At 37.9% G+C, this 551-nt stretch carries 1 protein-coding gene; it reads left to right on the top strand.

Translation table 11 applies throughout. The features are described 5' to 3' along the window. Positions 1–164: 164 nt before the first annotated feature. Positions 165–551: IS5 family transposase (locus AB4486_RS21030; RefSeq protein WP_372118502.1), on the top strand; the 387-nt coding region annotated here is incomplete at its 3' end.

The following is a 551-nucleotide window of genomic DNA, read 5'->3' on the forward strand; positions in this document are numbered from 1 at the left end:
TCTTAGGTGGCAACATGTACCGAGTATTTGATCAAGTCTGGGTATAAGAAGTTTATTAAATTTACTCAATAATTAGGGCGTGTTGATCTTTCGTGAGTGTTTTTTGAACAGCATGGTAAAGAGTTATAATTTGCTTCGCCAAAAGTAAAACCATAACCAATACCATGCCAAGAACAATGCTAACTGATATTCGCTGGGAACTGCTACTCCAAGTTATGAAAAGTACAGGTCGTATTTACGATAAAACTGAACATCGAATGACATTTGAAGGAATACTTTATCGAATGAGAACAGGTATTCCTTGGCGAGATCTACCCTCTGAGTTCGGAGAGTGGAGTACCGTTTACAGACGATTTAATCTTTGGTCAAAGAAAGGGATTTTAGATAATCTTTTCAAAAGTTTATCTAACATGGCTGATTTTGAATGGGTATTTCTTGATGGCTCTATAGTTAGAGCACATCAGCATAGTACAGGTGCAGCTACTGAAAGTTCAGAGCAAATAGGAAAAAGTCGCGGGGGCAACTCAACCAAAATTCACTTAGCCGTAGAT

Source organism: Vibrio sp. 10N.222.55.C6, assembly GCF_041473395.1.
GTDB classification, from domain to species: domain Bacteria; phylum Pseudomonadota; class Gammaproteobacteria; order Enterobacterales; family Vibrionaceae; genus Vibrio; species Vibrio crassostreae_C.